This is a genomic window from Micromonospora sp. DH14 (assembly GCF_029809455.1).
Taxonomy (GTDB): Bacteria; Actinomycetota; Actinomycetes; order Mycobacteriales; family Micromonosporaceae; genus Micromonospora; species Micromonospora parva.
The window spans coordinates 1-769 of the sequence record NZ_JARVKT010000076.1; the positions used below are offsets into that span (position 1 = coordinate 1).

General features: G+C 57.5%; 1 rRNA gene. It reads left to right on the forward strand.

Features of this window, described 5'->3' with window-relative positions:
* Positions 1 to 769, forward strand: a 23S ribosomal RNA gene (locus QCZ28_RS34400); the annotation flags it as partial.

Below are 769 nucleotides of genomic sequence, written 5' to 3' on the forward strand. Positions count from 1 at the left end.
AGGCTAATCCGCCCTGGGTGAGTCGGGACCTAAGGCGAGGCCGAGAGGCGTAGTCGATGGACAACGGGTTGATATTCCCGTACCCGCGAAAGAGCGTCCCTGATGAACCTCGTTGTGCTAACCACCCAAACCATCCAAGACCTTCGGGTTGAGGGTGGGGAGCGTGGGAACCTGATGGGTAGTAGTCAAGCGATGGGGTGACGCAGGAAGGTAGCTGAGCCCGGCCGGTGGTTGTGCCGGGGTAAGCGTGTAGGCCGTGGTGTAGGCAAATCCGCACCACATGTGGGCTGAGACGTGATGCCGAGCCGATTCAGGTGAAGTCAGTGATCCTATGCTGCCGAGAAAAGCCTCTAGCGAGTTCTTAGCGGCCCGTACCCCAAACCGACACAGGTGGTCAGGTAGAGAATACCGAGGCGATCGGGCGAACTGTGGTTAAGGAACTCGGCAAATTGCCCCCGTAACTTAGGGAGAAGGGGGGCCGGAGACGTGAAGCCCCGCGCGGGTGGAGCGTTGTATGGCCGCAGAGAGCAGGGGGAAGCGACTGTTTACTAAAAACACAGGTCCATGCGAAGAAGTAATTCGATGTATATGGACTGACGCCTGCCCGGTGCTGGAACGTTAAGGGGACCTGTTAGCTCTTTCGGGGCGAAGCGGAGAACTTAAGCGCCAGTAAACGGCGGTGGTAACTATAACCATCCTAAGGTAGCGAAATTCCTTGTCGGGTAAGTTCCGACCTGCACGAATGGCGTAACGACTTCCCCACTGTCTC